The organism is Leifsonia sp. RAF41 (assembly GCF_052114085.1).
GTDB lineage: Bacteria > Actinomycetota > Actinomycetes > Actinomycetales > Microbacteriaceae > Leifsonia.
This window is the reverse complement of record NZ_JBFREB010000001.1, coordinates 2,374,676-2,399,592: the sequence shown is the minus strand read 5'-3', so window position 1 is coordinate 2,399,592 and position 24,917 is coordinate 2,374,676. Positions and strand designations below refer to the sequence as shown.

At 68.6% G+C, this 24,917-nt stretch carries 21 protein-coding genes; 13 read left to right on the top strand and 8 right to left on the bottom strand.

The features are described 5' to 3' along the window. Positions 1-5: 5 nt before the first annotated feature. A complete protein-coding gene (locus tag AB4Y74_RS11515) occupies positions 6-605 on the bottom strand; it encodes a TetR/AcrR family transcriptional regulator (protein ID WP_441799218.1) in 600 nt (199 codons plus the stop codon). 98 nt (positions 606-703) lie between these two features. On the opposite strand from AB4Y74_RS11515, the gene AB4Y74_RS11510 reads away from it, so the two are divergent. Both AB4Y74_RS11510 and AB4Y74_RS11505 read left to right on the top strand, forming a co-directional pair. Continuing rightward, complete coding sequence (locus AB4Y74_RS11510) at positions 704-1,825, top strand: ABC transporter permease (RefSeq protein WP_441799217.1); 1,122 nt, start codon at positions 704-706, stop codon at positions 1,823-1,825. A gap of 79 nt (positions 1,826-1,904) precedes the next feature. Next, entirely contained in the window at positions 1,905-2,885 is a 981-nt protein-coding gene (locus AB4Y74_RS11505) for an aldo/keto reductase (RefSeq protein ID WP_441799216.1), read from the top strand. 80 nt (positions 2,886-2,965) lie between these two features. Here the strand turns inward: AB4Y74_RS11505 and AB4Y74_RS11500 are convergent, their stop codons facing one another. Beyond that, positions 2,966-3,853 carry a hypothetical protein gene (locus tag AB4Y74_RS11500; protein WP_441799215.1) on the bottom strand — a complete coding sequence of 296 codons (888 nt, stop codon included), beginning with the start codon at positions 3,851-3,853 and terminating at the stop codon, positions 2,966-2,968. 119 nt (positions 3,854-3,972) lie between these two features. Further along, complete coding sequence (locus AB4Y74_RS11495) at positions 3,973-5,184, bottom strand: MFS transporter (RefSeq protein WP_441799214.1); 1,212 nt, start codon at positions 5,182-5,184, stop codon at positions 3,973-3,975. A 262-nt stretch (positions 5,185-5,446) separates the two neighbouring features. On the opposite strand from AB4Y74_RS11495, the gene AB4Y74_RS11490 reads away from it, so the two are divergent. The 7 genes from AB4Y74_RS11490 to AB4Y74_RS11460 all read left to right on the top strand — a co-directional run bounded on the left by AB4Y74_RS11490 (position 5,447) and on the right by AB4Y74_RS11460 (position 13,655). Next, positions 5,447-7,945 (top strand): ribonucleoside-diphosphate reductase subunit alpha, encoded by a 2,499-nt coding sequence (locus AB4Y74_RS11490; protein WP_441799213.1) that lies wholly within the window; start codon positions 5,447-5,449, stop codon positions 7,943-7,945. A 122-nt stretch (positions 7,946-8,067) separates the two neighbouring features. Further along, positions 8,068-9,057, top strand: coding sequence for a ribonucleotide-diphosphate reductase subunit beta (locus AB4Y74_RS11485; protein WP_441799212.1), 990 nt, complete (start codon positions 8,068-8,070; stop codon positions 9,055-9,057). 1 nt (position 9,058) lies between these two features. Further along, positions 9,059-9,958 (top strand): sulfurtransferase, encoded by a 900-nt coding sequence (locus AB4Y74_RS11480; protein WP_441799211.1) that lies wholly within the window; start codon positions 9,059-9,061, stop codon positions 9,956-9,958. Positions 9,959-10,216: 258 nt separating this feature from the next. Then, complete coding sequence (locus tag AB4Y74_RS11475) at positions 10,217-11,113, top strand: ABC transporter substrate-binding protein (protein WP_441799210.1); 897 nt, start codon at positions 10,217-10,219, stop codon at positions 11,111-11,113. Between the two features lie 5 nt (positions 11,114-11,118). Continuing rightward, complete coding sequence (locus AB4Y74_RS11470; RefSeq protein ID WP_441799209.1) at positions 11,119-12,102, top strand: amino acid ABC transporter permease; 984 nt, start codon at positions 11,119-11,121, stop codon at positions 12,100-12,102. Beyond that, a complete protein-coding gene (locus AB4Y74_RS11465; protein WP_441799208.1) occupies positions 12,099-12,875 on the top strand; it encodes an amino acid ABC transporter ATP-binding protein in 777 nt (258 codons plus the stop codon). Before AB4Y74_RS11470 ends, AB4Y74_RS11465 begins: the two co-directional genes overlap by 4 nt. Positions 12,876-12,902: 27 nt before the next feature. Next, positions 12,903-13,655: an SDR family NAD(P)-dependent oxidoreductase gene (locus AB4Y74_RS11460; protein ID WP_441799207.1), complete on the top strand. Its 753-nt coding sequence runs from the start codon at positions 12,903-12,905 to the stop codon at positions 13,653-13,655. A gap of 91 nt (positions 13,656-13,746) precedes the next feature. Here AB4Y74_RS11460 and hrpA read toward each other — a convergent pair whose 3' ends face one another. Continuing rightward, positions 13,747-17,604, bottom strand: coding sequence for an ATP-dependent RNA helicase HrpA (gene hrpA / locus AB4Y74_RS11455; protein WP_441799206.1), 3,858 nt, complete (start codon positions 17,602-17,604; stop codon positions 13,747-13,749). A gap of 171 nt (positions 17,605-17,775) precedes the next feature. Here hrpA and AB4Y74_RS11450 point away from each other — a divergent pair, with 171 nt between their 5' ends. From AB4Y74_RS11450 to AB4Y74_RS11435, 4 genes are read left to right on the top strand one after another with little or no spacing between them, the layout of a single operon-like run. Beyond that, positions 17,776-19,392, top strand: coding sequence for a long-chain-fatty-acid--CoA ligase (locus AB4Y74_RS11450; RefSeq protein WP_441799205.1), 1,617 nt, complete (start codon positions 17,776-17,778; stop codon positions 19,390-19,392). A 28-nt stretch (positions 19,393-19,420) separates the two neighbouring features. Further along, positions 19,421-20,254, top strand: coding sequence for an aldo/keto reductase (locus tag AB4Y74_RS11445; RefSeq protein WP_441799204.1), 834 nt, complete (start codon positions 19,421-19,423; stop codon positions 20,252-20,254). Positions 20,255-20,312: 58 nt separating this feature from the next. Further along, positions 20,313-20,723, top strand: coding sequence for a hypothetical protein (locus AB4Y74_RS11440; protein ID WP_441799203.1), 411 nt, complete (start codon positions 20,313-20,315; stop codon positions 20,721-20,723). A gap of 50 nt (positions 20,724-20,773) precedes the next feature. Next, positions 20,774-22,642, top strand: a complete 1,869-nt coding sequence (locus AB4Y74_RS11435; protein ID WP_441799202.1) for a thioredoxin domain-containing protein — start codon at positions 20,774-20,776, stop codon at positions 22,640-22,642. Here AB4Y74_RS11435 and AB4Y74_RS11430 read toward each other — a convergent pair. From AB4Y74_RS11430 to AB4Y74_RS11415, 4 genes are all read right to left on the bottom strand, one after another. Further along, positions 22,620-23,234: a dihydrofolate reductase family protein gene (locus tag AB4Y74_RS11430; RefSeq protein ID WP_441799201.1), complete on the bottom strand. Its 615-nt coding sequence runs from the start codon at positions 23,232-23,234 to the stop codon at positions 22,620-22,622. The genes AB4Y74_RS11435 and AB4Y74_RS11430 overlap by 23 nt on opposite strands. Before the next feature lie 13 nt (positions 23,235-23,247). Continuing rightward, on the bottom strand, positions 23,248-23,583 hold the full coding sequence (locus AB4Y74_RS11425) for a hypothetical protein (protein ID WP_441799200.1): 336 nt from the start codon (positions 23,581-23,583) through the stop codon (positions 23,248-23,250). 86 nt (positions 23,584-23,669) lie between these two features. Continuing rightward, positions 23,670-24,563, bottom strand: a complete 894-nt coding sequence (locus AB4Y74_RS11420; RefSeq protein WP_441799199.1) for an aminodeoxychorismate lyase — start codon at positions 24,561-24,563, stop codon at positions 23,670-23,672. A 49-nt stretch (positions 24,564-24,612) separates the two neighbouring features. Beyond that, positions 24,613-24,888: an acylphosphatase gene (locus AB4Y74_RS11415; RefSeq protein WP_441799198.1), complete on the bottom strand. Its 276-nt coding sequence runs from the start codon at positions 24,886-24,888 to the stop codon at positions 24,613-24,615. Positions 24,889-24,917: the final 29 nt, after the last annotated feature.

Here is a 24,917-nt window from a genome sequence, read left to right as displayed (position 1 = left end):
CGCGCTCAGCCCGCGCGGGTGGCCATCCGCTCGACCGCAGCGAGGTAGCGATCCCCGTCGAAGTCCGTGAACAGGACCGTCTGCACCACGTAGCCCTGGACGAGACCGACATACAGCGGAGCGTCGTCTTCCGCGGCCCGGGCGGCGGCGCGCTCGTCCAAGTCCCGGTATCTCTGGTACCACTCGCTCAGATAGTCGACGAACATCCCGCGGATGCGCCCGCCGACCCGTGCCGCGACGCGTGCCAGCGCCGGATTGATCGGGACCTGGCCCCAGACTTGAAGCAGCAGTCGGAGGTCGCCGATCTGCCTGGTGAGCCCGCGCACTAGGAGACCGACCAGCTCGGCGGGGGAAGGTTGCGGGTCCTGCCGTCGCGCTTCGGCGAGGTCGAGGAAGCGGGCGTCGAGGACTTCGGTGACCGCGAGTTCGACCAGCTCCTCCTTGCTCTTGTAGTGGCCGTAGATCGCACCGGTGGAGAGTCCGGACTCGGCGATGATGTCGGCCATGGAGGTCTGCTGGAAGCCGGCTCGTGCGAAGCAGCGCAGGGCGGCGTCGGCGATCTGACGCCGTCTCGCCGTGCGGTGCTCCTCGGTGACCTTCGGCAAGGGCCGCTCCTGTCTCGCGCAAAAAAGAATGATCGTTCTTGACAATAGCGGACGCGATGGTCACTATAAAGAACGAGCATTCGTTTTTGGAGGAGATCATGATCACCGCACCCGTTCGTCCCGACCCGGCCGACGCCGCCACCGGCACGACCGCCGTCGGCACCGCCGTGGGTTCTGCCGCCGTTCCGCCGCACACGCCGTGGATCCGGTCGGTTCTCCTCGCCGTCGGCGCGGCGGCCGCGGTGGTCGTCATCCTCCTGGCGTTCCTCTGGCCGACCATCACCTCCACCGTGAAGGATCTGCCCGTCGCGGTCGCGGGGAGCAGCACGGCCGTGAGCGCGGTCGAGAAGCAGCTGGATAAGGCGGCCGACGGCGCGTTCGACGTGACCGGAGTGTCCAATCGGCAGGAGGCGGTGGACCTCATCCGCACCCGTGACGTCTACGGCGCCATCGTCCTCGGCGACAGCCCGGAGGTTCTGACGGCATCGGCGAACGGCGCCGCCGTCAGCCAGATCCTGGGCCAGGTCGCGACCAAGATCCAGGCCCAGGCGCAGCAGCAAGCGGACGCCGCCGTGCAGCAGGCCGTCGCCGCAGGGCGGGCTCCGGCGGGGACGCAGGCGCCGACCATCACGGTGAAGGTGACCGACATCGTCCCGCTCGCCTCAACGGATGCCCGTGGACTCGGTCTCACCTCGGCCGCGTTCCCGCTCGTCCTCGGCGGGATGCTCGGCGGCGTGCTCATCTCCCTCCTCGTCGCCGGAAGCTGGCGACGACTCACCGCCGTCGCCGTGTACGCCGTCGTCGGTGGCCTCTCCGTGACGGGCATCCTGCAGGGCTGGTTCGGCATCCTGCAGAGCGACTTCTGGCTGAATGCGCTTGCCGTCAGCCTGTCGATGTTCGCGACCGCTGCCTTCATCGTCGGGATGAACGCGCTCATCGGGCGCGCGGGGATCGCCGTCGGTGCTGTGCTGACCGTCCTGGTGGGCAACCCGCTGTCCGCGGCGGCCCAGCCGCTCCAGTTCATGGTCGGACCGTGGGGCGCGATCGGGCAGTGGTTCGTACCCGGAGCATCGGTCACGCTCCTGCGCGACCTGTCCTACTTCCCGGAGGCGGACTCCTCGTTCGCGTGGCTCGTGCTGCTGGGCTGGGCCGCGGTCGGTGTGATCGCGATGCTCGCCGGACACTTCCGCAACCAGGAGGTGACCGAGGCCGCGGCGTGATGTGCGGCGGCCGACGACCGGCCGTCGCGCAGGCGGCCGGCCGGTTCTGCGGTCGGTCGCCAGCGCCTACGCTGGCGGTATGGAACAGCGCATCCTCGGCGGGACCGGACGGGAGGTGTCGGTCGTCGGACTCGGCACCTGGCAGCTCGGAGCGGACTGGGGGGACGTCTCCGAAGACGACGCCCTCGGCGTACTGGAAGCGGCGGCGGAGTCGGGCGTCACCTTCTTCGACACGGCCGACGTCTACGGCGACGGGCGCAGCGAACAGATCATCGGGCGGTTCGTGACCGAGCATCCCGAGCTTCCGCTCACCGTGGCGACGAAGATGGGGCGCCGCGAAGACCAGGACCCGGCCAACTTCACCCTTGCGAAGTTCCGCGAGTGGACGGACCGCTCGCGTCGTAACCTCGGCGTCGACCGGCTGAACTTGGTCCAGCTCCACTGCCCGCCCACTCCCGTGTTCTCCAGCGATGCCGTCTACGACGCGCTCGACACGCTCGTCGACGAGGGCGCGATCGAGAACTACGGCGTCAGCGTCGAGACGGTGGATGAGGCGCTCGCCGCGATCGCGCGCCCCGGCACGGCGACGGTGCAGATCATCCTGAACGCGTTCCGCCTCAAGCCGCTCGACCGCGTGCTGCCCGCCGCCCGGGAGGCCGGGGTTGGGATCATCGGGCGGGTTCCGCTCGCCTCGGGGCTGCTCAGCGGCAGGTACACCGAGCAGACGACGTTCGCGGCGGACGACCACCGCACCTACAACCGTCACGGCGAGGCGTTCGACGTGGGCGAGACCTTCTCGGGCGTGGACTACGAGGAGGGCGTGAAGGCGGCGCGCGAGTTCGCGGCCCTCGTGCCGGAGGGCGCGACGCCGGCCCAGGCCGCGATCGCCTGGATCGTCGCCCAGGACGGCGTGACCACCGTCATCCCGGGCGCCCGCTCGCCCGAGCAGGCGCGCGCGAACGCGGCCGCCGCATCCATCCGCCTGCCCGAGGGGTTCGACGCCGCCGTCCACCGCATCTACGACGACCACTTCCGCGCCTCCGTCCACCCCCACTGGTAGGCCCCCCGCCTTCGCCGAAGTGCACGTTGTGGCGGGTAATCCGGCGCAATAGCGACCACGACGTGCACTTCGTTGACCCGTCAGCGGGAGCGGAGGAGGTGGCGTACGCGGGAAACCAGGGCGTGCGGGCTACGGAGGTCTGCGGCGGTTACGCGCACCATCCGCCAGCCCAGGTCTTCGACACGTTCGCGGCGAGCGATGTCTTTCATCCACGTCGCCCGATCCACGCGGTGGATATCGCCCTCGTACTCCAGCGCGATCCGGGAAGCCGGATACGAGAGGTCCGCACGAGCGACGAACTCGCCCGCTTCGTCGAGAACATCGACGTTGAGCAGCGGTTCGGGCAGGCCGGCTTCCAAGAGCACGAGCCGCAACCGCGTCTCGCCTGGCGACTCGGCACCGACGCGCACGTGTTGCCGAGCAGACCGGGCGCGCCCCACACCTCGACGACCCGAGGCGGCCGCGATCGCGGCATCGAGCGAGTCCTTGTCCGTCAGCGGCGCGCGTCCGCCGACCAGAAAATCGCCGGCGACGACGAGCTCCGACAGTGAGAGCATTACCGCGAGGTCGATCCACGTTTGCTCCGGGGTCGTGACGGGCAGGTCGGCTACCGTCCGCGTGTCCCACCGACGGAGCTTGTGACCGGTGAAGCCGCGGATGGAGGGCGGTCGTCCAGGGTCCGGCACACTCACGTGGATGTCCGGCGGGAGGCCCGCGGGCAAGGGGATGCTGTAAAGCCGAGCCGCCGTCGTGTGGCTGAACGCGAAATCCCGCCGTCGATGCAGCGCGTAAGCCTGCAGGCGGGCGTCGATTCCATCGTCTCGGAGGCGGATCCGCACCCCGCGGATCGGGGTGACGAGGTCTCCGGCGCGCATCCGCGCACGGGTCGCCCCGGCCTCCGCGCCCGCGCTCGTGGTGAAAGGGCCGTCTGCGAGCGCGTCGTTCAGTTCGGCGAGATGTCGTCCCATCGCGACATCGTCGCCTACGCGTCGTGCTCTCTCCCCTTTATCCACAGCCCTCGCTTTGCCGAGGTGCACGTTGTGGTCGCTAAAACGAGGAAATAGCAGCCACAACGTGCACTTCGGCGTCAGGAGGGCTGAACGGGGACGGGCTCCGTGTCGGGGATCGGGGACGCGTCGCGGCCGCGGAGGTCGGGGTGGACGCGGTGCGCCAGGGCCGGGACGACGAACCCGACGAAGGCGAAGGCTCCCGCGATCCAGAACGCGCCGACCGGTCCGACGCCGTCGATGAGGAAGCCCGCGAGGGCCGAGCCGAGCGCCGCGCCGATCAGCTGGCCGGTGCCGACCCAGCCGTACGCCTCGGCGGTGTCGGAGAACTTGACGCTCGCCGAGACGATCGCGAACAGCACCGCGAGGGCCGGAGCGATACCGAGGCCCGCGATGAGCAGAGTGAGGGAGAGGCCCCACCACGACCACAGCATGAACGTCGAGAGCACGACGCCGACGAAGACGATGAACATGCGGCGCGCCGTCGCCCACGGACCGATCGGGATGTGTCCGAGCGCGAGGCCGCCCACCAGCGACCCCAGCGACCAGATGGCGAGGACGATGCCGGCGAGCGGCGACCCGTCGCCGAATGTCGCGACGACGCCCGCCTCGACCGCCGAGCACGAGCCGATCAGGAGGAAGCCGACGACGGTGGCGAGCAGCACGGGCGGCCGCGCCAGCACCGTCCCGAACCGCCGCTTGCTGCGGGGGATGCGCACCCGGCCGACCTCGGGCGACGCGATGAACCAGAAGCCGCCGGCCAGCATGATCGCCACGGACATGAGGATGCCCTCGACCGTGCCGATCTGGGTCGAGACGAAGGTGATCGCCACGGGACCAGCGATCCAGATGATCTCCTGGGCCGACGCGTCGAGCGAGAAGAGCGGGGTGAGCTGCCGGGAGTTGACCATCTTCGGATAGATCGTGCGCACGGCCGGCTGAATGGGCGGCATGCAGAGGCCGGCGAAGAAGGCGACCGCCATGGTCACCGGGATGGGCAGGACGAACAGCCCGATCACCGCGACGGACGCAGAGCACAGGAGGAGAGTCGTCCACAGCACGACGCGCATCCCGAGCACGCCCATCAGCCGACTGGTCATGGGACCGGCGATCGCCTGCCCGATGCTCATGGCGCCCAGGACGAGCCCGGCCGCGCCGTAGGAGTCGTGGACGCGCTCGATGTGGAGCAGGAAGGCGAGCGACAGCATGCCGAACGGGAAGCGCGCGGTGAGCTGAGCCGCGATGATGCGGGCCACGCCCGGCGTCTTCAGAAGGCTGGAATAGCTGCTCACAACTCACCACACTATCGGTCGCCGGCGTCGTGCCGAAGGGCTGTCCACAGGGAGGCGTCCCCTCTTCGCGGGGTGTGGAAACTGTGCATAAGTTGTCCCCACCTGTGGACGACACGCCCACTAGATGTGGGGGGATGGAAATGTCGGACCCCCGCTATATAGTGGTCGAGCACGTAAGGCCGGTCGGTCGCCTGGGGGCGCAGACGGCAGGATTTCGTGGGGTTTTCTGCCGCCTGAGCGGCACATCTATGAGGGAGAGACAGTGGGTATCACAGTCGTCAAGCGCAACGGCGAGCGGGAGCCGTACGACGCCAACAAGATCAACCTGGCCATCGAGAACGCGGCCCAGGGTCTGGACGAGAACATCACGTGGGTGACGCAGATCGCCAGCGAGCTCGAACTCACTCTGTTCGACGGCATCACGACGCAGCAGCTCGACGAGGCGGTCATCCAGGTCGCCCTCCAGAACGTCAAGGACGACCCGGCTTTCGACACCGTCGCCGCTCGCCTCCTCCTCAAGACGATCTACAAGCGCGTGCTCGGGGACTACCAGAGCCACGACGAGCTGGTAGAGCTGCACACCTCCCGCTTCCGCAGCTACATCGAGCGGGGTGTCGCCGAGACACTGCTCGACGGCCGCTTCACCACCGCGTTCGACCTGGACCGGCTGGCCGGCTTCCTCGACCCGTCGCGGGACGAGCTGCTCAAGTACATCGGCGTCGTCACCCTCAACAACCGCTACGGCATCAAAGCCCGCAACGGCGACTCGCTCGAGGTGCCGCAGTTCTTCTGGATGCGCATCGCGATGGGCCTCTCCCTCAACGAGGCCGACCCCACCAGCCACGCCCTCGCGTTCTACGACAAGATGTCGAAGCTCGAGTACCTCGCCGCCGGCTCCACGCTGGTCAACGCGGGCACTGCGTACCCGCAGCTCTCCAACTGCTTCGTCATGGAGATGCAGGACGACATCGAGCACATCGCGAAGAGCGTTCGCGACGTCATGTGGCTCACCAAGGGCACCGGCGGCATCGGCCTCTCGGTCACCAAGCTGCGTGCCCAGGGCTCACCCATCCGCTCGAACAACACCACGTCGACCGGCCCGATCCCGTTCATGCACACGATCGACTCGGTGCTGCGGGCGGTCAGCCGTGGCGGCAAGAAGTTCGGTGCCCTGTGCTTCTACATGGAGAACTGGCACATGGACTTCCCGGAGTTCCTGGACCTGCGTCAGAACTCCGGCGACCCGTACCGCCGCACCCGCACGGCCAACACCGCGGTGTGGATCAGCGACGAGTTCATGAAGCGCGTCCAGAACGACGAGGACTGGTACCTCTTCGACCCGCTGGAGGTCGCTGACCTCAACGAGCTGTACGGCAAGGCCTTCTCGGAGCGCTACGCGCACTACGTCGCCGAGGCCGAGGCCGGCAACATGCACATGTTCAAGAAGATCAGCGCTCGCGCTCAGTTCAAGGACATCCTGATGAGCCTCCAGACCACCAGCCACCCGTGGCTGACCTGGAAGGACACGATCAACAACCGTGCGCTGAACAACAACACGGGCACGATCCACCTCTCCAACCTGTGCACCGAGATCACGCTGCCCCAGGACCGTGACAACGTCTCGGTCTGCAACCTCGCCTCCATCAACCTGTCGCGCCACCTGGTCGACGGAAAGATGGACTACGAGCGCATCGAGGCCAGCGCCCGCCAGGCGGTTCGCCAGCTCGACAACCTCATCGACATCACAGTGTCGAGCGTCGACGAGGCCGACTTCTCGAACCAGCAGAACCGCGCGATCGGCCTGGGCGTCATGGGCTTCACCGACGTCGTCGAGAAGCTCGGACTCAGCTACGAGAGCGAAGAGGCCTACGCCCTGATCGACGAGATCATGGAGCACGTCTCGTACGCGGCCATCGACGAGAGCGCCGACCTGGCGCAGGAGCGCGGCGCATACCCGAACTTCGAGGGCTCACGCTGGTCGCAGGGACTGGTGCCCTACGACTCGATCGCGTTGACCGAGGCCGACCGCGGCCTCCCGATCACCGTCGACCGCACCATCCGCCTCGACTGGGACCGTCTGCGCGAGAAGGTCAAGGGCGGCATGCGCAACGCGACGCTCATGGCCATCGCTCCGACCGCATCCATCGGCCTGGTCGCCGGCACGACGCCGGGCTTCGACCCGCAGTTCTCGCAGATCTTCAGCCGTTCGACCTCGTCGGGCAAGTTCCTCGAGGTCAACCGCAACCTGGTCGAGACCCTGCAGGAGCGCGGGATCTGGCAGGACGTCCGCGAGGCGATCCTCCGGTCGCAGGGCGACATCCAGAACATCGCCGAGATCCCGGACGAGATCAAGGAGACGTTCAAGACGAGCTTCCAGCTCTCGCCGTACGCCTTCATCGAGGTCGCGGCCCGCGCACAGAAGTGGATCGACCAGGCGATCAGCCGCAACATGTACCTCGAGACGCGTGACCTCGGCGACATGATGGACATCTACTACGCGGCCTGGGAGAAGGGCGTCAAGACGACGTACTACCTCCACATGAAGCCGCGTCACCAGGCCGAGCAGTCGACGGTCAAGGTCAACAAGGCCGAGGAGATCTCCGGCGGCCGCAAGGGCTTCGCCACCGTCGGTGCCGGGGCTCCGGCTCCGACCGCGGCCCCCGCCGTGACCGAGACCGCTCCGGCCGCCGCTCCCGCTCGTCGTGGCTTCGGCTTCGGCGGACTGAGCTCCAACAGCACCGCGGGTGGTGAGAGCAAGTGAACAGCACCAAGATCGAGGATTACTACGTACCCATCGACCCGATGGACGACCTCCAGTGCGAGTCCTGCCAGTAGTCCGCCACCACGGCATCCGACCGTAGAAGCAACAAGGAGAACGACACCATGGGGATTCTGGGCACCGGAATCGAAGAGGGCCTACTGCTGAAGCCCGTGAAGTACCAGTGGGCGATGGACCTGTACGACCAGGCCGTCGCGAACACGTGGTTCCCGAACGAGATCCAGCTCGGTGAGGACATCGCCGACTTCAAGAAGATGACCGACGAGGAGCGTCACGCGGTCACCTTCCTGATGAGCTACTTCAACCCGAACGAGCTGCTCGTCAACAAGGCTCTCGCCTTCGGCGTCTACCCCTACATCAACGCGGCCGAGGCGCACCTCTACCTCGCCAAGCAGATGTGGGAGGAGGCGAACCACTGCATGTCGTTCGAGTACGTCCTCGAGACGTTCCCGATCGACCGCGAGCAGGCGTACAACTCCCACGTCGACGTCCCATCGATGGCGAAGAAGGAGGAGTTCGAGGTCAGCTTCATCAAGCGGATGACCGAGCAGACTCTCGACATCACCACCACGGAGGGCAAGCAGGACTTCATCCGCAACCTGGTGGCGTACAACGTCATCCTCGAGGGGATCTGGTTCTACTCGGGCTTCATGGTCGCGCTGTCGTTCCGCCAGCGGAACCTGCTCCGCAACTTCGGCTCGCTGATCGACTGGGTGGTGCGCGACGAGTCGCTGCACCTCAAGTTCGGCATCAACCTCATCCTGACCGTGCTCGAAGAGAACCCCGACCTGCAGACGCCGGAGTTCGCGGGCGAGATCCGTCAGATGATTCTCGACGCCGTCGAGATGGAGGAGCAGTACAACCGCGACCTCCTGCCGGGCGGCATCCTGGGCCTCAACGCCAACTACATCAACCAGTACGTGCGATACCTGGCCGACCGTCGCCTGGAAGAGCTGGGCTTCGAGGCCGAGTACAAGGTCTCCAACCCGGCCAAGTGGATGGCGACGGCGAACGACACCCTGGAGCTGGTGAACTTCTTCGAGTCCACCAACACCTCCTACGAGTCGAACGCGAAGGCGTCCAGCGGACGCTGAGATGGCATCCGTACTCCCTTCGCTGATCACCGCCGCCGCGCTCGACGTCGCTCTCGGGGCTGAGTCCCTGTGGAGCGGTGCCGGCCGGCGGCGCTCGTCGTGGCACGTGCTCGACGTCCGCTGGAAGCTCGGCGGTCCGCCCGGCCGGGAAGAGTTCGAGCGCGGCCACATCCCTGGCGCGGTCTACGTAGACCTCGACACCGAACTCGCCAGGCACGGCGCCCCGATCGACGGCCGCCACCCGCTGCCCGACGAGAGCGACTTCCAGGCGGCCGCGCGGCGATGGGGGCTCGACGACGGCGACTCGGTCGTCGTCTACGACGACGTCTCCGGCACGTCGGCCGCGCGCGCCTGGTGGCTGCTCCGCCACGCGGGCGTTCGCGACGTCCGCGTTCTCGATGGCGGCCTGGCCGCCTGGCGCGATGCGGGGATGCCGATCGAAACGGAGACGGTGACACCGGCTCCGGGTGGCATCCACCTGCGGTTCGGCGCCCTTCCGACGCTCGACGCGGACGGCGCGGCCGCCCTCACGCACGACGGCGTCCTGCTGGATGCCCGCGCGGCTGAACGGTTCCGCGGCGAGGTCGAGCCAGTCGATCCGCGTCCCGGCCACATCCCCGGCGCCGTGAGCGCGCCGACGACCGACAACCTCGATGCCGACGGGCGGATGCTGCCCTCGGACGTCCTCGCCGCGCGTTTCGCCGCGCTCGGCATCCGCCCCGAGACTCCCGTCGGGGTCTACTGCGGCTCCGGGGTGACCGCCGCGCACGAAGCGCTCGCTCTGGTCACCGCCGGCTTCCCGATGCCCTCGCTGTATGCGGGTTCCTACTCCGCGTGGTCGAACGACCCGGAGCGGCCCGTGGCCGGCGGAGCCGACGGAGCCGACAGCGGCAACCGATAGCCGGAACCGATAGGCAAACGAGACCCGGCGAGGCGAGGCGGCAGACATCGCCCGCCGACGCCGGTTTCGTAGCGCGACTGCGGCCGTTTTAGCGATTTCCGCCGACTTTCGCCGCGAAACCTATCGGAAACGTCCGTGAAAAACGCCGTTCGCAACGAGAATTAGTGTTAAGGGGCGGCCTCTTCGCTGGGGTATCCTCCCCTTACCCGTGCAACACGCCCCACTATTCCTGCACCAGGAAGAAGGACAACAACAATCATGCGCATCCGTACTGCGGCTCCCATCGTCGCCGTCGCCGCCGTTGCAGCGCTCGCGCTCACCGGTTGTGTCGACAACTCCACCCCGTCATCCAGCTCAACGTCGAGCTCGGCGGCAGTGAAAAAGGACGACACCCTTGCGGGCCAGCTGCCCCAGAAGATCAAGGACTCCGGCAAGCTCGTCGTCGGAATGGACAACACGTACCCGCCGAACGAGTTCAAGGACGACAACGGTCAGCCGGTCGGCTGGGAGGTGGATCTCACCAACGCGATCGCCCAGAAGCTCGGGCTCAAGGCCGACTACGCGATCGCAAAGTTCGACAACATCATCCCGAGCATCACCGGCGGCAAGGACGACATCGGAATGTCGTCGTTCACCGACACCACCGAGCGCGAGCAGCAGGTCGACTTCGTCAACTACTACTCGGCCGGCATCCTCTGGGCCTCCGCCAAGGGCAAGACCATCGACCCGGACAACGCCTGCGGGCTGAAGGTGGCCGTACAGTCCACCACGTACGAGGACACCGACGAGGTCCCGGCGAAGTCCAAGACGTGCACGGATGCGGGCAAGCCGGCTATCCAGGCGCTCCGGTACGACAACCAGGACGACGCGACCAACGCGGTCATCCTCGGGAAGGCGGATGCGCTGAGCGCCGACTCGCCCGTCACCCTCTACGCGATCTCGAAATCGAGCGGCAAGCTTCAGGAGGCCGGTAAGACCTTCGACCAGGCGCCGTACGGCATCCCGCTCCAGAAGAACTCGAAGCTGACGCCGGTCATCCAGAAGACAGTTCAGGCGCTGATCGACGACGGCACCTACAAGAAGATCCTCGACAAGTGGGGCGTCGCTGATGGCGCGGCGACGACAGCCGAGGTCAACGCCGCTTCGAAGGGCTGACCTTCATGTCACAGGGCAACACCGCTCGGCCGGCGACGGGATCCGTCCCGTCGCCGGCGGGCTCCCGCTCCGAGCCGATCAAGGCGATCAAGCTCAAGCACCCGTGGCGGATCGTCTTCGCCGCCATCCTGATCCTGCTGGTCGTCTGGTTCGTCGTCGACGCCTCCCAGCGCTCCGCCTTCGGCTGGCAGTACGTCGGCAAGTACGTCTTCGACCGGCGCATCAGTGCTGCTGCGCTCGTCACTCTCGAGCTGACCGTGTTCTCGATGATCATCGGCGTCATCCTGGGCCTGATCCTCGCGGTGATGCGCCAGTCGCCGAACCCGGTGGTCAAGTCGGTCGCCTGGGTCTACCTGTGGGTCTTCCGCGGGACTCCGGTCTACGTGCAGCTCGTGTTCTGGGGCCTGTTCTCACTGATCTACCCGCAGATCTTCCTCGGCGTGCCGTGGACGGACATCGGAGTCCACTTCGACCTCGGCTTCATGCAGAACGCCTTCGTCATCGCCATCATCGGTCTCGCACTGAACGAGGCGGCGTACATGGCGGAGATCGTGCGCGCCGGTCTGCTCTCGGTCGACAGTGGCCAGGAGGAGGCGGCGACGGCGCTGGGCATGTCGTGGGGGCAGACCATGACCCGCATCGTGATCCCACAGGCCATGCGCGTCATCATCCCGCCGACGGGCAACGAGGTCATCTCGATGCTGAAGACGACGTCGCTGGTGGCGGCCATCCCGCTGACCACCGACCTGTACGGAGTCGCGCGCGACATCTCGGCGGTGACGTACACGCCCATCCCGCTGCTGATCGTGGCATCGCTGTGGTACCTGCTGTTCACATCGCTGCTGATGATCGGGCAGTACTTCCTGGAGAAGCGCTTCTCGCGCGGCGTCAACGCACGACGTCCCGACCGCAACGAACCCGCACTCGCGACCGGCGCCCTGCCGGCCGCGGGCGTACCCGACGGAAACGACCTCGGAGGCAAGGGATGAGCGACACCAGAGCGACACCGATGGTGTTGTCCGAGGGCGTCTCGAAGAGCTTCGGCTCGAACGAGGTGCTCAAGAGCATCGACCTGAAGGTCAACCAGGGCGAGGTGCTGTGCATCATCGGCCCCAGCGGATCGGGAAAGTCCACCTTCCTGCGCTGCATCAACCACCTGGAGCGGGTCGACGCCGGCCGGCTCTCGGTCGACGGCGAGGTCGTCGGCTACCGCCAGCACGGCGACAAGCTCTACGAGCTGAAGCCGAAGGAGGCCGCCCGCCAGCGCCGCGAGATCGGGATGGTGTTCCAGCGGTTCAACCTGTTCCCGCACATGACCGCGTTGGAGAACATCATCGAGGCGCCCATCCGCGTGAAGGGCCTCTCGAAGGCGAAGGCGGTCGAGCGCGCCAACGAGCTGCTGCTGCGCGTCGGTCTCAGCGACAAGGGCGACCACTACCCATCGCAGCTGTCCGGCGGACAGCAGCAGCGGGTCGCGATCGCACGCGCACTGGCGATGGACCCGAAGCTCATGCTCTTCGACGAGCCGACCTCGGCACTCGACCCGGAGCTGGTCGGCGAGGTCCTCGACGTCATGAAGGGTCTGGCGGCGAGCGGCATGACGATGATCGTCGTCACGCACGAGATGGGCTTCGCCCGCGAGGTCGCCGACGAGCTGGTGTTCATGGACGGCGGCGTGGTCGTCGAGGCCGGAGACCCGCGCGACGTGCTCAGCAACCCGCAGCACCAGCGGACGCAGGCCTTCCTCTCGAAGGTGCTGTAGCTCCAAGGGCTCTGCCAGGATGAGGGGATGACCGAACGGCGTCGTCCCCTCGTCCTGATAACCGGCGTGGGCCGTCCGAACGCGATCGGCACCGGCATCGCGCGGGGCTGCAGGGTTAGCGGCTTCGACGTTGCATTCTCAGACGCTTACCCCGAGACGGGCTTCCACGAGTCGCTGGCGGCGGAGCTCACGGGCGCAGGAGGACGCGCGGTGAGCTTCGTCGCCGACCTCGCCGATCCGCGCGGACCCGCCGATCTCGTCGCTCGCGTGAATGACGAATTCGGCCCCATCCAGGCGCTCGTTGCCAGCCACGCCTACTCCGTCGACAGCGGTCTGCTCGACACGAGCGTCGAGGCTTTCGACCGTCACTTTGCCGTCAACACGCGCGGTTCCTGGCTGCTGATCAAGGCCTTCGCCGAGCAGTATGCCGCGAACGGCATGCCTCCGGGTCTTGGGAGGATCGTTGCCCTCACCAGCGATCACACGGCGCACAACCTGCCGTACGGCGCGAGCAAGGGCGCTCTCGACCGCATCGTGAAGGCCGCGGCCGTCGAACTCGCTCACCTCGGGATCACGGCCAACCTGATCAACCCGGGCCCGATCGACACCGGCTGGATGACGCCGGAACTGGCCGAGACGCTCGCAGCCGAGACCGCGCTCGGCCGCCTCGGCCGCCCGCAGGACACCGCCGACCTGGTCGCATTCCTGCTCTCGCCCGCCGGCGGCTGGATCAACGGCCAGCTCCTTCACTCCAACGGCGGCTTCCACCTCGGCGTCTGACTCACTCCCCGCCGTCGAGTCCGCGAAGATTGCACACGACGCGCCGCAGGGGCGTGCAGTCTTCGCGTACTCGATGGTGGGGATAGGCCGGTCAGGAGGCGAGGACTTTGCGGATGCGGGGGAGGGAGACGGACTCCGCCGTGCCGAGGGACTGGGCGAAGAGCGAGACCCGGAACTCCTCGAGCATCCAGCGGGCGTGGACGAGTGCGGGGGACGCTTCCGGAGCCACGGGGATGCGGCCGCCGGCGTCCGTGTAGAGGGCGACGGCGGTCTCCACCTGGGTCTGCCAGGCGCGGTCGCGGCCGGGGTTGGTGGGCAGTGCCTGCATCCGCTGGGTGATTCCGGCGAGGTAGCGCGGCAGCTGGCGCAGCTGCTCCAGCCCGGTCGTCGAGACGAAGCCCGGGTAGACCAGCCCGGCGAGCTGACCCTTCGCGTCGTTGAGCGCCGACAGGTAGGTCAGCGCCGTCACGCCCGAGATCGCCTTGTCAGCGGTGCGGGCAGCGGTGAGGATGCGCGTGACCAGCGCGACCGTCTCGAACATCGCATCCATGACGATGCCCGACACCCGGTCGCGCACCGCCTCGAACTCGGCGCGCATGAAGACCTGGCCGTCGGGCTTCATCCGGTAGAGCACCGAGTCGACGACCGCGAGAAGGCAGTCGTCGAACAGCGCCTTCGTGTTGGGGTACGGGCTGGCGGCGAGGGTGAGCTTCTCGTTCGACGTCAGGTGCTGCTGCACGTACGCAACCGGTGACGGCACGCTCGCGAGCAGCAGCCGTCGCACCCCGCCCGGCATGGCGCGTGCCTGCTCGGCGGGTGTGCCCAGGAGACGGATGCTCACGGACGAGCCGTCGTCGACCAGGGCGGGATACGCACGGATGACGTTCTTGGTCCCGCCTGGCCCGGTGTGGGTCGAATCCACGAACCGCGGGAGCTCGTCCATATCCCAGGTCGTCAGGCCCGAGCGTTCCAGGGCGTTCGGAGTGCGCGCCTCCGCAACCGCGGCGACGGAGTCGCGGGCACGCGAGCGCAGCCGGTCCTGGAGCGCGCCGAGGTCCTTCCCGCTCGTCATTGGCCTTCCGCGCTCGCCGACCACCTGGAAGGTGGGCCGGAGGTGCGGCGACAGCCGATCGAGGTCGAAGTCCGTGCCGCTGACCCGCGAGCCGGTCAGCCGCGAGATCGTCGCGGCCAGGGTGTCGGCGAGGGAGCCGGCCGGCCGTTCCCCCTCGTGCGCGCGCATCCCCGCGGTGCCCGAGAGCTCCCCGAGAAGTCGCTGCGCCCAGTCCGCCGCTGGCACCACCTGGCGGCGGATCGCCTTCGGCAGCGACTTGATCAAGGCGGTCACCAGCTCGTGACGGAGCCCCGGCACCTGCCAGTCGAACCCGTCCGGCAGCAACCCGGCGAGCAGCGGAAGCGGCACCTGCACGGTGACGCCGTCGTCCTCGGCCCCCGGCTCGAACCGGTAGCGCAGGGTGAGCTGCTGGTCGCCCTGCCGCCACACCGGCGGGAACGCCTCCTCGTCGATCTCCGCCGCATCCTCGTCGAGCAGGGCCTCGGGCGTCATGGTCAGGAGGTCGGGGGTCTCCTCCCGGGCCTTCTTCCACCATCCCTCGAAGGAACGGGTCGACACCACATCCGCAGGAATGCGCTTGTCGTAGAACTCGAAGACGGCCTCGTCGTCGTTGAGGATGTCGCGGCGGCGCGTCCGCTCCTCCAGTTCGCGCAGTTCGGCGCGCAACTTCCGGTTGGCGCGGTCGAACGCCTGGTGCGAGTCCCACTCGCCGTCGACGAGGGCGTGGCGGATGAACAACTCGCGGGAGAGTTCGGCGTCGATCCGCGCGTACTGCACCCGGCGCCGCGGAATGATCGGCACGCCGAACAGGGTGACCCGCTCGTAGGCGACGACCGATCCCTGGTTCTTCTCCCAGTGCGGCTCGCTGTACTGCCGCCGGCACAGGTCACCGGCGATGGGCTCTGCCCAGGCGGGGTCGATGGAGGCGTTCATCCGGGCGAAGAGGCGCGAGGTCTCCACGAGCTCGGCACTCATCACGGCGTTGGGCTGCTTCTTGGCGAGGGTGGAGCCGGGGAAGATCACGAACCGCGTCTGCCGCGCACCGAGGTACTCGGACTGCCGGGGGCCGCGCGCGCCGCCTTTGTTGCCGGACTCGCGCACATCCTTCAGTCCGATGTGCGACAGCAGGCCGGCCAGCAGCGAACGGTGGATGCCGTCCGGGTTCACGGACGGCTCCCCGATGGTCAGCCCGAGCGGCTTCGCGAGCTGCCGCAGCTGGCGGTAGACGTCCTGCCACTCGCGCACGCGCAGGAAGTTGAGGTACTCGGACTTGCAGAGGCGCCGGAACGCGCTCGAGGAGAGGTCCTTCTGCTGCTCCTCCAGGTAGTTCCAGAGGTTGAGCAGGGTGAGGAAGTCGCTGGTCGGGTCGGCGAAGCGGGCGTGCTTCTCGTCGGCACTCCCGCGCTTCTCGACGGGGCGCTCGCGCGGATCCTGGATGGTGAGTCCGGCGACGATCGCCATGACCTCGCGCGAGGTGCTGTGACGCTTGGATTCGACCACCATCCGGGCGAATCGGGGGTCGATGGGCAGCTGCGCCAGCTGGCGGCCGACCGCGGTCAGCCGGGTGGCTTCCTTCGCGGCCGAGATCGCGCCGAGCTCGGTGAGCAGGTCGAGGCCGTCCTTGATGCCGCGGGAGTCGGGCGGGGTGAGGAACGGGAACGCGGCGATGTCACCCAGCCCGAGGGAGATCATCTGCAGGATGACCGCGGCGAGGTTGGTGCGGAGGATCTCCGGCTCGGTGAATTCGGGCCGCTTCTCGAAGTCCTCCTCCGAGTACAGACGGATGGCGATGCCGTCGCTCGTGCGGCCGGACCGGCCCGAGCGCTGATTGGCGCTCGCCTGCGAGATGGCCTCGATGGGAAGGCGCTGGACCTTCGCGCGCGTGCTGTAGCGGCTGATCCGGGCCGTACCCGCATCCACCACGTATTTGATGCCCGGGACCGTGAGGCTCGTCTCGGCGACGTTGGTGGCGAGCACTACGCGGCGGCGCACACCGGCCACCGTCGACGGCTGGAACACGCGGTGCTGCTCGGCGGAGGAGAGGCGGCCGTAGAGCGGCAGCACCTCGGTTCCGGGCAGATTGCGGCCGCGGATGGCGTCGGCCGCATCCCGGATCTCGTTCTCTCCGGAGAGGAAGACGAGCACGTCGCCACGGTCCTCGCGGGCCAGTTCGTCCAGGGCGTCGTTGATGCCCTGCAGGTAGTCGCGGTCGACGGCGGGGACCGGATCCGGATCGTCGTCGTCCTCATCCATCGCCTCGGCGACGAGCGGCCGGTAGCGGATCTCGACGGGATATGTGCGGCCGGACACCTCGACGATGGGCGCCGGTGTGCCATCCTCGGACGCGAAGTGCTCGGCGAAGCTCTGCGGATCGATGGTCGCCGACGTGATGATCAGCTTGAGGTCCGGACGCTGCGGGAGCAGCTGCTTGAGGTAGCCGAGCAGGAAGTCGATGTTGAGGCTGCGCTCGTGCGCTTCGTCGATGATGATGGTGTCGTAGGCGCGCAGCATCCGGTCGCGGCGGAGCTCGTTGAGCAGGATGCCGTCGGTCATCAGCTTGATGCGGGTCGCCTTCGACACCCGGTCCGTGAAGCGCACCTGGTAGCCGACCAGCTCTCCGACCGACTGGTCGAGCTCCTCGGCGATCCGCTCGGCGATCGTCCGGGCGGCGAGGCGGCGGGGCTGGGTGTGGCCGATGCTCTTCCGGCCCAGCTCGAGGGCGATCTTGGGCAACTGCGTCGTCTTGCCGGAACCGGTCGCGCCGGCCACGATGACGACCTGGTGGTCGCGGATGGCGCGCGCGATGTCGTCCCGCATCCGGCTGACGGGCAGCTCGGGCGGGAAGACGATGCGGGGGAGGGTGTCGGCGGAAGACATGAGCCTTCCATTCTATCCGCGTGCCGGGCCCTTCCGGCCGGGCGGCTGCGCCGGGGATGCGAACACGACGCCGCACCTCCCGGGCGGGGGCGTTGCCCCAGACCCGCGGGTGACGTAGGTTCGGCTCAACCCGAAAACAGGGTCCGACGTCGATGGAGACGAGGAGAACCCATGAGTCACGGCTATGCCACCATGTCGGTCGCGAGCATCCTGGCGGAGACGGCGCATCGTATGCCCGACAACGTCGCCCTGATCTTCGCCGGGCGCGAGATCCGCTACGGCGCTCTGTGGGAGCAGACGCGATCGTACGCGGGCGCGCTCCGGGATCTGGGCGTCGAGCCGGGCGACAAGGTCGCGCTGATGCTGCCGAACGTCCCCGACTTCCCCCGCTCCTACTACGCGGTGCTCGCCCTCGGTGCCGTGGTCGTGCCCGTCCACGCCCTGCTGAAAGCCGAGGAGATCGCCTACGTGCTCGGCGACTCCGGTGCATCCGTCCTGATCTGCGCAGCCCCGCTGCTGGCCGAGGGCGCGCGCGGTGCCGGCCTCGCGGGCATCCCGACGCTGTCGGTGCTGGTGCCGGACGAGATGCTCGACCAGGCGCCCTTCCCGCGGCTCGAAGACCTGGCGGCCGCGGCCGAGCCGATCGACACGTATGTCCCGTGCGAGCCGTTGGACACTGCAACGATCCTCTACACGAGCGGTACGACGGGCAAGCCGAAGGGCGCGGAGGGATGTCACTTCTCCCTGGTCGAGCAGGTGAATGTGCTGCTCAACGGGACGCTCGACCTCGAACCCGGGGACCGCATCCTGGGCTGTTTGCCGCTGTTCCACACGTTCGGCCAGACCTGCGTGATGAACATGGGGTTCCGGGCCGGCGCTGCGATCGTGCTGGTGCCGAAGTTCGACGGCGCCACCGCGCTGCAGCTGCTCAACGAGCACGGATGCACGGTCATGACCGGTGTCCCGACCATGTACATCGCCCTGCTGGAGGCCGCGAAGACGAACCCGGACCGGCCACCGCTCCGGTACGGCATGAGTGGCGGGGCCGCCATCCCCGTCGCCGTGATCGAGCGGATGAAGGAGGTGTACGGCATCGACGTGCACGAGGGTTACGGCCTCACCGAGACCTCGCCCGTCGCCTCCTTCAACCACCGTGGCCAGCCGACACGAGTCGGCACGGTCGGCACCCCGATCTGGGGTGTGGATGTGGAGATCGCCGACGCAGAGGTCGACGACCGCATCCAGCTGCTCCCCCGCGGCGAGCTCGGCGAGATCGTCGTCCGCGGACACAACCTGATGAAGGGCTACCTGAACCTGCCGGAGGCGAATGCGGAGGCGGTGGTGGACGGCTGGTTCCGCACCGGCGACCTGGGCACGAAGAGCGACGATGACTACATCACGATCGTCGACCGCAAGAAGGACATGATCGTCCGCAACGGCTACAACGTGTACCCGCGCGAAGTGGAGGAGGTGCTCTCGACGCATCCCGCCGTCGCGATGGTCGCCGTCTTCGGGGTGGCGCACGAGACCCACGGGCAGGAGATCATGGCGGCGGTGACCCTCATGCCGGGCGGCGAGGCGGACACGGGCGAACTGATCGGGTTCGCACAGCAGAAGGTCGCGGCGTACAAGTACCCGCGCCGCGTGGTGATCCTGGAGACGCTCCCGCTCGGCCCGTCGGGCAAGGTGCTCAAGCGGGAGCTGGTGGCGCGGTTCGAAATGGAGGCGGCGGACGCGGCAACCTCGGAGTCGGCGACCTCCGAGGAGGGCTTCCACCCGGTCGGCTGACCACCCGGCTCCTGGTACCGTGGCGGATATGGTTGCAAACGCAAATACTCCGCTTCTGACCCTGAACAATGGGACCACCATCCCGCAGCTCGGTTTCGGCGTCTTCAAGGTCGACCCGGCCGAGACGACCCGCATCGTCACCGACGCTCTCGAGGTGGGCTACCGCCACATCGACACTGCCGCGATCTACGGCAACGAGGAGGGCGTCGGCCAGGCGCTCGCCGCCTCCGGCGTCCCCCGCGAGGAGCTGTTCGTCACCACTAAGTTGTGGAACGACCGCCAGACGGACGCCGAGAACGCGTTCGAGGAGTCGCTCGGCAAGCTGGGCCTGGACTACGTGGATCTGTACCTGATCCACTGGCCGACGCCGCAGAAGGACACCTTCGTCGAGGCATGGAAATCGCTGGAGAAGATCTACGCCTCGGGTCGCGCGAAGGCGATCGGCGTCTCCAACTTCCTGGTCCCGCACCTGGAGAAGCTGCTCGCAAGCACGGACATCGTGCCCGCCGTCAACCAGATCGAGCTGCACCCCGCCCACCAGCAGCCGGAGGTGACCGCGTTCGCGCGTGAGCACGGCATCGAGATCGAGGCGTGGGGTCCCCTCGGGCAGGGCAAGTACCCGCTGTTCGAGACGCCGGAGGTCGCCCAGGCGGCCGACGTGCACGGCAAGACGCCCGCGCAGGTCGTCATCCGCTGGCACCTGCAGAGCGGGAACATCGTCTTCCCCAAGTCGAACCGTCGCGAGCGCATGGCCGAGAACTTCGACGTCTTCGACTTCGAGCTGAGCGCCGACGAGGTCGCAGCCATCAGCTCGCTCGAGCGTGAGGGACGCGTCAGCGCCCACCCGGACGAGGTCAACTGAATCCGGCCGCCCGGGGGTGCGACGCAGTGGTGTCGGATCCCCGGGCTAGGCTCGTCGCGTGAGAGTCACGTCCGTCACCGGGAAGATCACCTACATCGTCGGCGTCTTCGCGCTGATCCTGGTGCTCAACGTCTTCCTCATCGCGCGCGTGGTGAATCCCACGTTCGACGTGCTGATCGTCGCCCTGCTCAACGTCGCGTACGTGATCGTCGGCGTGAGGATCTTCCGCGGCGAAGGGGAGAACCGCACGGACCCGCGGGCATGGTGGCGGGCGACGGCGCGGCCGGCGGCCGGCTTCTGGATCGGTGCCCTCCTGGCCGTGCTGGCCTTCATCTCCGGCGTCGGCGCGTTCGCGAGCGATCCGGAGGATGCCATCGTCCCCGCGATCGCGTGCCTGAGCTACGCGCTGCTGGCCGCCTTCTACCTCAACTCGAGCATCCGGCTGCAGGGGATGGACACCGCCAGCTGACAACGGAGCTCGGGGCTTCCCTTCCCACGCCCTCGTCGTAGGGTGAGCCCATGGCGAATCGGCTCGCGGATGCGATCAGCCCCTATCTGCGCGCGCACGCCGACAACCCGGTGGACTGGTTCCCGTGGGGTGCCGAGGCTTTCGCGGAGGCGCGGCGGCGCGACGTCCCCGTCATGGTCTCGATCGGGTACGCGACCTGCCACTGGTGTCACGTCATGGCCCGGGAGAGCTTCAGCGACCCGGCGACGGCGGAGGAGCTGAATGCCCGGTTCGTGGCGATCAAGGTCGACCGGGAGGAGCATCCCGACGTCGATGCGGCGTACCTGTCGGCCGCCAGCGCGTTCACCGGAAACCTGGGCTGGCCGCTGACGGTCTTCGCGACGCCGGCGGGCCGCGCGTTCTTCGGCGGGACGTACTTCCCGCCACAGCCGGTCGCCGGCCGCGCCTCCTTCCGCCAGGTGCTCGACGCGGTGTGGGATGCGTGGACCGTCCGGCGCACCGAGGTCGAGTCGGACGCGGGGAAGGTCGCGACGGCGCTCGCCGCGGCAGCGGAGGCGGCGACATCGGTCGCGGACCTCCCCGACGACCGGGCGCTGGATGCCGCGGTCGCGCAGCTCGGCGAGGCCGAGGATCCGGAGTTCGGCGGCTTCGGGACGGCGCCGAAGTTCCCGGTCGCGCCGCTCCTCGACTTCCTGCTCGCACATCCATCGGGCCACGAGCTGGCCGCGCGCACGCTGGAGCGGATGGCCGCGTCCCCGCTGCACGACGCGGTGGACGGCGGATTCTTCCGGTACGCCACCCGCCGCGATTGGAGTGAGCCGCACTACGAGCGGATGCTCTACGACAACGCGCTGCTGCTCGACGCCTACGCCCGGGCCTGGCAGCAGACCGGTGCGGACTGGGCGGAGCGCACGGCGGACGGCGTCGCGTCGTTCCTCCTCGGCGTGCTGCGCCGGTCCTCGGGAGGCTTCGCCTCCGCGCAGGACTCGGAGAGCACGATCGACGGCGCCCGGGTCGAGGGGACGTACTACACGCTCCCACCGGAGGAGCGCGCCCGGCTGGACCCTCCGCCGCTCGACGAGAAGGTGCTGACGGGCTGGAACGGGCTGGCGATCGGCGCGCTGGCTCGCGCGGGCCGCATCCTGAATCGCCCCGCCTGGATCGTAGCGGCGCGCCAGGCGGCGGACACGGTGCTCAGCCGCCACCGCCGCGACGACGGGACGCTGCTGCGCGCGTCGCTCGGCGACCGCAGGTCGGAGGCGGGCGCGACGCTGGAGGACTACGGCGGTCTATCGGCCGGGCTGCTGGAGTTGGCGCTCGCGGCGGGCGACCTGTCCGCGGCGACCGCGGCGCGCGACCTGGTGGACCTGTGCCTGGATGCCGCAGGGGACGGGACGTGTCCATTCGAGACCCCGGGTGGCGGCGACCCGGTGCTGGAGGCGACCGGGCTGTCCGTGCGCGTCGACCCGTCCGAGGGCGCCTACCCGTCAGGGCTCTCGTCGATGGCGCAGGCGGCGCATACCCTGTACCTGATGACCGGCGAGCGGCGCTACGAGCGCGCGGCACGCGAGGGGATGCGGATGGTCGCGGCTCAGGCGGCGCAGGCTCCCAGCGCTTTCGGGACGTCGCTGGCGCTGATGTCACGGCTGGCGGGGGAGGCGGAGCAGCTGGTCGTGGTGCTGCCGGAGGGCGGCGCGACCACGGAGGGAGCCCTCCTCGAGGCAGCGCGTCGGCATGGCGCACCGCTGGTCGCCGTCGCGACGGAGTCGCAGGCCGCGGCTCTCGCCGAAGCCGGCTTCGACCTCTACACGGCACGCACCACGCGCGACGGCCTGCCGACGGCCTACTTCTGCCGCGACTTCGTCTGCCGCCTTCCCGCGACGACTCCCGAGGAGCTCAGCGCCGCAGGCGGTAGGTGAGGTGGGCGACCTCCGGGGTCACCCGCTCCCGGACCAGCTCCAAGTCGAGCGGCGGGACGCGGTCGAAGACCCGTTCACCCGCCCCGAGCGTGAGCGGAACGATGTGCAGCCGGAGTTCGTCGACGATCCCTGCCCACAGTGCCTGGTTGAGGGTCTCCGCGCCGCCGGCGATGGACACGTCCGCCTCACCCGCCAGCTCGCGGGCCTGCTCGACGGCCGCGTGGATGCCGTCCGTCACGAAGGAGAAGGTGGTGCCGGTCAGAGTCAGCGGCTCCCGGGCGTAGTGCGTGAGAACGAATACGGGCGCGTGGTACGGCGGCTCGTCGCCCCACCAGCCGGCCCAGTCGCCGAACGGTTCGTCGGGCGCCGGCCACTCGTGCCGCACCGGGCCGAACATGTTGCGGCCCATCACGTAGGCGCCCGCCGTGGTGATGGCGTCGATCTCGGCCTTGTGGGCGTCGGCATGCTCGTCGAACATCCACGTGTGCAGGCGCTCCTCGACGCCCTCGCCGAGCGGGTTCTCGAGCGACTGGTTCGGTCCGGCGGCGAAGCCGTCGAGCGAGATTGCGATGTCGGCGGTGACGATTCCCATGCGGGAAGGTTAGTCAGGCGCGCTCCACCTTGTCGAGCATCCCCCAGACGGCTTCGCTGAGTTCGGGATGCTCGAGCGCGATCCGGCGCAGGACGCCGTACTCGAACCGCGTGAACACCTCACGGCCGGCAGCGGGATGGTGCGCGCGGGACTGCTCCTCGGCCAGGTCGAAGTCTTCGATGGCACCGGCGCGCAGGCCGATGACGACCTGCTCGTCGACGCTGGGCAGATCGGGGATGAACTGCCACGGATCTTCGCCCGCACGGCAGCGGTGCTCGATGATGGCGGACAGTTCGTCGCGCGCCTGCTGACGCAGCAACTCGATGCTGCGTGGCACCGGACCGCTCATCTCGCACCCTCCTTCCCCGGGCAGTGGGCTCAGCCTAGGCTGTGCCGCCGACGGTCGCCAATCGGGGTGACACGGAGCGTCTACCGCTACTCGGTGCGGGCGAGCAGGTAGGAGTTCAGCTCGGCGGTGAGCGCAGCATCCACCGGGTACTCGCGGTCGTCGAGGTGGGTGACCGGTGCGGCCTGGCGGACGCTGGAGACGAGCCAGATCGCGTCGGCGGCTTCGACATCGCGCAGGGTGAGCGGTGCGAACTCGGTGCGCAGGCCCCTGCTCTGGAAGAAATCGAAGACCGCGGCCTGGGTCGTGCCGGCGAGGATGCCCTGGTCGGTGTTCGGCGTCCGGACGACACCGTCCGTGAGCGTCACGACGTTCGAGGTCGGGCCCTCGAGGGCGAAGCCGTCGCTGCTGACGAACAGCACGTCGTCCGCGCCGCGGCGGACCGCCTCGCGCCCTGCTGCACGGTTGATCGCATAGGAGAGGGTCTTCGCCCCGGCCAGCAGCCACGGCGACGTCTCGGCCACATCGTGGCGGACACCGCGGTCGAGGGTGACGACCCGAATGCCGAGGCGCGCCTGCGAGAAGTCCTCGCCGAGGTCCACGAACAGCCAGCCGCTGGGACGGCCCGAGCCCTCGACGCCGCGGGTGTAGATCAGCTTCGCGAACAGCTCGGCGCTCGCGTCGCCGTTGCGGGTCAGGTAGTCGGCGACGCCCGCGCGCACGGCCTCCCGCCAGACGTCGGCCGCCGGCGCCGGGAGGTCGAGCAGCTCGGCCGAGTGCGCGAGTCGGGCCAGGTGCGGCTCCAACGCTTGCGGGTGGCCGTCGATGACCGCGATGGTTTCGAACACGCCGTCGCCGCGCGTCACCGAGAGGTCAGTGATGCGCACCTGCGGCGCGTCGAAGTCGGCAACGTGGTAGCCGGGATCCCCGCTCTCGGGCGTACCGGTGGGCGTCGTGATGGTCAGCAGAGTCGCGCGCGTCATGCCCCCATTCTGCCCGCGTCACCCCCGGCCGGGGAACGGAGCGAGGAGGTCAGGCGGTTTCGCGAATGCGGAAAGCGGAGTCGCCGGCGGGGGCGAGGTCGGAGACGGCGACGGCGTCGACGGCGGAGCCGGGAGGGCCGGTGCGCAACCAGGTCAGCATCCGGTCCACCTGTTCGGCCGTCCCCTCGATCTCGGCCTCGACGCTGCCGTCGAGACGGTTGCGGGCCCAGCCGGTCACCCCGAGGCGCTGCGCGGTCTCCCGAGCGCCCCAACGGAAGCCGACGCCCTGAACGCCACCGGTCACGATCGCTCGTCTGCGGATCACACGCCCATTGTGCTCCTGATCCTGCGCGG